Source organism: Dolichospermum circinale AWQC131C (assembly GCF_000426905.1).
Classification (GTDB): domain Bacteria; phylum Cyanobacteriota; class Cyanobacteriia; order Cyanobacteriales; family Nostocaceae; genus Dolichospermum; species Dolichospermum circinale.
Window position 1 is genome coordinate 46,079 of record NZ_KE384594.1, and the last position, 6,886, is coordinate 52,964.

Genomic DNA, 6,886 nt, shown 5'->3' on the forward strand with positions numbered 1-6,886 from the left:
CATTCAACTTTGTACTTCATCAGATCGGAAACCGCTGTATTTTTAATGTTCATTAAAGATATGCAGCTATTTTTGACAATAGGTACAACTTTGTAAACAGACTTCTTCACATCTACTTTTAGGAGGAATTGGATCTGGGATCACATATCCTTTAGGATTGCTATAGCAGAGATTTTTCATTTTGTCTTAATCAGTCCAGTCACTGAGATTGAAGTAACCGGACTGATTTGTGAAAGCTTTAATTCAGTCCTTTATTCTCGTGGACTCTGGACTTAACTGATTTTACTTGAGATTCTGATTTTTAGAAGTGTAGTAAACCTTACTTCCTGTATCGGGAACAAAATGACAACCAATAGCAGAATTCCATAAAGACTTCCAAATTGGTTCTTTTGATTCGTGAAAATACTCACCCATAATTGGTTTAATTGCTTTAGTAGCTTTCAACAAATTGTAGTGAGGCATATTTAAGAAAATATGATGGGCTACATGAGTACCGATATCATGATGAATGTGGTTAAAAATACCATAATCCCTATCAACACTAGAAATTGCCCCTTTCAGGAAAGTCCATTCTTCCCCACGATACCAAGGAATTCCCGGTTCAGTATGGTGTAAAAAAGTCACCAAATCCAGCCAAATGATAAAGACAATGTAAGGTCCAGCGTAGTATTTCAACAACCACATCCAACCATATTGATAGGTCAGAAAACCTAGTAAAGCTACCATACTAATCCAAAGCGTGGTACTAGTGATAATGTCCCACTTCTCCGAGGGTTTAAACAGTGGACTGCTAGGAGAAAAGTGAGAACCTTCTTTACCGGGAGAACGCTTAAACAGATACACTGGATAAGCCAATAAGAACACATAAAAACGCCCTATTTTTTGCAATAAAGGCATCTCATTGTACTCTGATTCAGAGACAGGATACCAGCTTTCATCATTTTCCAAGCTGCCTGTATTTTTGTGGTGAGTTCTGTGGCTAATTCTCCAACCATGATAAGGAACGAGAATAGGAGTATGGGAGAGATGACCAACCAAATCATTCAACCATTTATGCTTAGAAAAAGATTGGTGTCCGCAGTCATGTCCAACTACAAATAAAGCCCAAAACATAGTTCCTTGCATTAACCAGAAAACCGGCCAAAAATACCAAGAATCTAGATAATTAGCCACTGCATATAGCAGCCCAATAATTAGAACATCACGAAAGAAATAATAGAGTGATTTAGTCACATTAGGCTGAAAACATTCAGCGGGAATAGCAGCTTTTAAATCTTGAAGAGTAAAGGGTAATTTTTCTTGACCTTCAAAAGATTCGGGACTAGGTTTTTGATTGAACTGGATTGTATCTAATTGCACTAGGTTAGTTGATTGATTGTAAATTAGAAATTAATCCAGAGGTTATATTTAGTTACCTCTGGAAGTTAGACTTGGGAATATTGGCTGAGAAAATTGGTGATGAAACCAGAAGTAATTAATTCATACGTCAGAGTTCATACCCAATATTAATATTTTATGATCTTTCTGCACGATATTCATCAAAAGTGACATAACCAATATCAGTTTTATATAGTTGACATTGATTAGTGATTTCCTTCATCAAATCCCAGGAGAACTTATATTCTTCATGGAGATAAGGACTCCAATTTTCCTTGATACTGCTGTAAGCCAACCGTAAATTATAGGAAGGGATAGCAGTAGAAATATGATGGGGAACATGAACATTAATATCGTGACAAAGAATTTCTACCCAGTGAGGATAATCACAATGAATTGTGCCAAATAGCTGTGCTAAGGCCTCATTCCATTTGTCAGCAGTGCTAAAAGGAACATCTGGCAGGGTGTGGTGAACAATAGTAAAGGTACTCATCCAAAAATGGTAAACCATCCAGGGAATAAACCAGAATTTAATAAATCCCCAAACACCAGTTGTAATAATTAAAGTTGGGAAAACAATAGCCGCAAATAAAGCTACCACAGCCACAGAAAGTTTAACACTAGCTTGGTCTTTTTTCTGGAAATTGCGCCAATCAAAATGGACAACAGCCCAATGTCCAATAGAACCTACCCACCAAAGACGTTGACGCAGGAACAACTCAAAAGCGGACTGTCTATTTTTAGACCAATTTGTAAAAATTTCCGTTCTAATGGGATGCCAAGCGTTATCTTCATCTAGCTTGTTAGTATGTTTATGGTGATGATTATGTTTAATCCGCCAACTGTGAAAGGGGTAAATGAGGAACATCATGAAGAAATGTCCGACTAAATCATTTACCCAGCGACGTTTCGCAAAGGAACGATGACCACAATCATGACCAATCACAAAAAAACCTGTTAAGGCCGTTCCTGTAAAAATCCAAGCTAGGGGTAAAAGAAACCAGGGGGAAATGGCTAAAAAATAATAGCCTAGTGCAGCCATAGATAAGCTGATAATTACAGTTGTCCACGCTTTGCGACTATTTTTCTGAAAACATTCCTTGGGGAGACTTTTGATAATATGTTTGAGTTTGATTTGGTCTTTACCAAGGTCTGTGGAGACCGCTATTTCCTGACTTTTAATGATTGATGTAGTCATGAATACCTGAAAAACAACAGAATGCCACACAAGATTACTAAGAAAAGTAACTTGCTGCAAAGTTTTGTAACATTAATTTCTGAGATTATAGCAACTTAACAATCATTTAGGATAGTGATTGAGAAATTAAAAATTTCCGATCAAAAATTGCCGCAGTTGCACGCAAAAAGCCAATAGTCTCAAGCCAAAATGACTATAAAACTATTGACTTTGGGCATAAAATCTGTATTATGCTTTTTTGGTTGCGAGTTTCACATTTGTAGCTAGACCGAGTAATTGTAATAACTGAATGGTCATCCAAGTCAAATCAATTTCCCACCATTCTAAACCATGACGGGCGGAGTATTGAAAAGCGTGGTGATTATTGTGCCAACCTTCGCCAAAAACGAGGATAGCAACCCACCAACAGTTAGTTGATTTGTCTCCAGACTCATAAGTACGGTAGCCGAACTTATGAGTAGCACTATTGACTAGCCAGGTACAGTGATAAACCCAGATAATGCGGACAAAAATTCCCCAGACCACCATTGGCCAGCCGCCTAAGAAGTATAAGACCAAGCCCAAAGCAATTTGTAAGAAAATGAAATATTTCTGTAAAAACTGATAAACTGGGTCATCAATAATGTCTTTAGTGAAGCGAGGAACTTGATCGTGAGCGGGAGCGAAATGAATCATCCAACCCATATGACTCCACCAGAAACCTTGATTTGAATCATGGGGATCAGATTCAGTATCAGAATGTAAGTGGTGAATGCGGTGTGTTCCCACCCATTCAATAGGACCACCTTCACAAGACAGTGTTCCAAAAATCACCAAAAGATACTCTAACCACTTAGGTGTTTGAAAACTGCGGTGAGTGACAAGACGGTGATATCCCAAAGTAACACCTAAACCTCCAGTCACCCAGTAAAGCAATAAAGCAACACCAACTGCATTCCAGCTAAAATTGCTAGGAACTAGAGCAAACAGAGCGCCGACGTGTAATGCAATGAAGAATAGGGTATTAACCCAATTAATGTGAGGTTTAGAAGTAGCAATTGTCATGCAGTAACCTGAATAGAAATTGTTCAGCCTAGTCTGCGCGATCCTAAAATCCGCATATCTATTTTATTTTTTTCAATGAGGAAATGATGAACAGCTTTGAACAGCTGCGGGAAGCAGAACAGGCGCTATTAGAAATTTTTTCCGCTATTGACACTCAGGTCAAGCATAATCTGAAAAGAGTATTAGATGCCTTTCGTGATCATCGAGTGGGAGCGCACCATTTTGCGGGCGTAAGTGGCTACGGACACGATGATTTAGGAAGAGAAACCTTAGATCAAGTTTTTGCCCAAGTAATGGGTGCTGAAGCTGCGGTAGTGCGAGTGCAATTTGTTTCAGGAACTCATGCGATCGCTTGTGCGCTGTATGGTGTACTTCGTCCTGGGGATGAAATGTTAGCAGTGGTTGGTTCTCCCTACGATACATTGGAAGAGGTGATTGGCTTGAGGGGACAAGGCCAAGGCTCTCTTCTTGATTTTGGCATAAAATACCGCCAATTAGAACTAACTGATCAAGGAAAAATAGATTGGCAAAACTTAACCACTAGCATTACCGACAACACAAAGTTAGTATTGATTCAACGGTCTTGCGGATATTCATGGCGGCCAAGCCTTTCTATTGCTGAAATCGAAAAAATTGTTTACATAGTCAAACAGCAAAATCCCCACACCGTTTGCTTTGTAGACAACTGCTACGGCGAATTTATAGAAACCCAAGAACCAACCCATATTGGTGCCGACCTCATAGCCGGGTCATTGATCAAAAATCCTGGGGGTACAGTCGTGAGTGCTGGTGGTTACATAGCTGGCCGCGCTGAACTAGTAGAAGCAGCAGCTTGTAGACTGACAGCCCCTGGAATTGGTAGCCAAGGGGGGGCGACCTTTGATCAAAACCGCCTCTTATTCCAAGGATTATTTTTAGCGCCGCAGATGGTAGGGGAAGCCATGAAAGGAACATACCTGACAGGTTACGTATTTGACAAACTGGGTTATCCAGTCAACCCCCCACCATTAGCGCCCAGAGGAGACGTAATTCAAGCCATTAAACTTGGTTCAGCCAAAAAACTCATCGCCTTCTGTAAAGCCATACAACAGCATTCACCCATCGGCTCTTATCTAGACCCCATACCCGACGATATGCCAGGCTACGAAAGCCAAGTAGTCATGGCTGGAGGGACATTTATCGAAGGAAGTACCTTGGAACTATCAGCAGATGGTCCATTGCGAGAACCTTATGTGGTTTATTGCCAAGGTGGTACACATTGGACTCATGTATCTATCGCTTTACAAGCGGCTATTGAGGCAGTTGGGGAGGTGTAAGAAGAGTTTCGCGCAAAGTCGCTAAGGAGCAAAGGCGCAAAGGAAGAGTTCAAAGTTTGTTGGCTATTCGGGTGATACCGTTTTTAATTAGGACTTCACCAAAGTTAATGAGTAGGCCAAGGCGTTTATTGGCGAGGGTAAGATATGTAATTAGCTGTTTTTTATGTACAGGGTGGATGGTTTCTAGGGATTTGAGTTCAATAATTACCTTATTTTCAACTATCATATCTGCCAGAAACCCTTCATCTCAATTAATACCTTCATAAACTACTGGTATTGGTTGTTGTCTTACTACCTGTAAACCTCTACTCTCCAACTCATACGCCAAAACAGTCTCATACACAGATTCAAACAACCCTGGTCCTAACCTAGTATGAATCTTGTATGCAGCATCAACAATCTGAGTCGCAATTTCATTCTCAGTCATATACACCTCCTTCTTCTTCCCTTTGCGCCTTAGCTCCTTTGCGTCTTTGCGCGAAACCTTATTTCGGTAACTTATACTGTCCCACTATCCGCTTCGCAAACTCCGGTACGTGCGCTGCTAATTTCTCCCCATGATTCCGCTTTACATACAAATAATTTCTCGCAAAGTGGGAATCTATGGAAAATCTCGCATATTCGAGTCCTTTGGGTCCGATTTTATCTATGAAGACTCCCATTAGTTTCGCAGCCCACATGGGTAAGGTAACTGCTTGATCATAAGCTGGGATGCTTTGCTGTACTGCTGGTTTGCGGTTTCCTTGGGATATGACGGGTTGGGTATCCAATTGGTCTTTAACTAGTTCTAACATTTCTTTGCCTGTATCGTTTCTGACTACTATCCATTGCCATTTGTAAGGTGCGCCCATATACCCAACGACTATATCGGCCAGGGAGTTGACGTAATCAAAGCAACTCATACAGGATGGGGCAAATATGTCTTTAAGCACGTTTGTTTTTAAGCCAAAGAAGGGTACTGTCTCTTCTGAACCGTCTTCGTGTTTGAAATGAACTCGGAAGTCTTGCATAAATTCGTAGCTGACGACTGTTTGCGGAGAACGGCTGGTGGTTTCTAGGAATTTTTGCAGACCAGCGCGGGTAACGTTATCTACGCAGGGTGTTCCCAGTACGTAGAGTTTTTCTAGGCCGAGTTTTTTCTCGACGGCGCGTAATGCTTGGATTTGACAACCTACTCCAATGACTAATAACCGTTTCATTCCCGATTTTTCTATCTGTTCTAATACGGACAGGTTGGGGGATAATGTGGGTTTATTAACTTTAGCGGCTAGTATTTCTTCTGGAGTGCGGGCTATTATGGGCATGGGTTGAAAGCGGTCCTCTTTGCTGTTTTGGACACAAACTACGCCTTCAACTAAGCCACGATTGAGCATTTCTATGGCTATACTGCTTACTATTCCTGTCCATTGTGCGCCTTCTATGGGTTGTTGTTTTCTGGCGGACATCATTTCTTGGTGTACACCAAAGTAGAGTTCGTTTTCGTCTTCTAAGTTGCGGGGACGGTTATGGGTGGTGGTTTCTAGTTCGTCTATTCTTTGAGTAATGAAGGCGCACGCTTCTTTGACGTAGTGGATATAGTAAGTGTCGCATAGTCCGCATTCGCTACAGAGTTCTTTGGCGGGGCGCACGCTTCCGGGTTTGAGGGCTTTGGCTTTTTTGTGGGATTCTATGGATGTCATCTATTTTGTTTATTTTTACTAAATATGGCTTTTATTACCTTACCGTTACAGGATGTGAAGTTGGTGGTTTGAGGTGAATAAGAGTTTTTTCTCGCGCACAGACGCAGAGGCGCAAAGAAGAGCGCGGAAGGAGTTTTAATGGGTAGGTAAGACGTAGTTTTTATTAATAACCCTTCGGTTAATTTATTGAGGGTTTTTTGCTTTGACAGCATTAGGACTTACGCAAGATTCATGGAATAACGAACCACAGAGGCACAGAGGTCACGGAGAAA

The 6,886-nt window shown here is 40.9% G+C and carries 5 protein-coding genes and 1 pseudogene; 1 reads left to right on the forward strand and 5 read right to left on the reverse strand.

Annotation, left to right across the window (positions count from 1 at the left end; translation table 11 throughout):
- Nucleotides 1–282 precede the first annotated feature (282 nt).
- The 3 genes from ACIR131C_RS0104325 to ACIR131C_RS0104335 form a co-directional block, all read right to left on the reverse strand.
- Complete coding sequence (locus ACIR131C_RS0104325; RefSeq protein WP_028089205.1) at nt 283–1,359, reverse strand: fatty acid desaturase; 1,077 nt, start codon at nt 1,357–1,359, stop codon at nt 283–285.
- A gap of 154 nt (nt 1,360–1,513) precedes the next feature.
- Nucleotides 1,514–2,575 carry a fatty acid desaturase gene (locus ACIR131C_RS0104330; RefSeq protein ID WP_028089206.1) on the reverse strand — a complete coding sequence of 354 codons (1,062 nt, stop codon included), beginning with the start codon at nt 2,573–2,575 and terminating at the stop codon, nt 1,514–1,516.
- A 228-nt stretch (nt 2,576–2,803) separates the two neighbouring features.
- On the reverse strand, nt 2,804–3,619 hold the full coding sequence (locus ACIR131C_RS0104335; protein ID WP_028089207.1) for an acyl-CoA desaturase: 816 nt from the start codon (nt 3,617–3,619) through the stop codon (nt 2,804–2,806).
- An 86-nt stretch (nt 3,620–3,705) separates the two neighbouring features.
- Here ACIR131C_RS0104335 and ACIR131C_RS0104340 point away from each other — a divergent pair, with 86 nt between their 5' ends.
- On the forward strand, nt 3,706–4,935 hold the full coding sequence (locus ACIR131C_RS0104340; RefSeq protein WP_028089208.1) for a methionine gamma-lyase family protein: 1,230 nt from the start codon (nt 3,706–3,708) through the stop codon (nt 4,933–4,935).
- Between the two features lie 49 nt (nt 4,936–4,984).
- Here the strand turns inward: ACIR131C_RS0104340 and ACIR131C_RS21885 are convergent.
- Both ACIR131C_RS21885 and ACIR131C_RS0104350 read right to left on the reverse strand, forming a co-directional pair.
- Nucleotides 4,985–5,362, reverse strand: a pseudogene (locus ACIR131C_RS21885) (GxxExxY protein).
- A gap of 58 nt (nt 5,363–5,420) precedes the next feature.
- On the reverse strand, nt 5,421–6,614 hold the full coding sequence (locus ACIR131C_RS0104350; protein WP_028089209.1) for a Coenzyme F420 hydrogenase/dehydrogenase, beta subunit C-terminal domain: 1,194 nt from the start codon (nt 6,612–6,614) through the stop codon (nt 5,421–5,423).
- Between the last annotated feature and the right edge of the window lie 272 nt (nt 6,615–6,886).

Coding starts and splice junctions, on each gene's coding strand:
- ACIR131C_RS0104350 (WP_028089209.1), bottom strand. CDS start 6,614: ATGACATCCATAGAATCCCACAAAAAAGCCAAAGCCCTCAAACCCGGA.
- ACIR131C_RS0104340 (WP_028089208.1), top strand. CDS start 3,706: ATGAACAGCTTTGAACAGCTGCGGGAAGCAGAACAGGCGCTATTAGAA.
- ACIR131C_RS0104330 (WP_028089206.1), bottom strand. CDS start 2,575: ATGACTACATCAATCATTAAAAGTCAGGAAATAGCGGTCTCCACAGAC.
- ACIR131C_RS0104335 (WP_028089207.1), bottom strand. CDS start 3,619: ATGACAATTGCTACTTCTAAACCTCACATTAATTGGGTTAATACCCTA.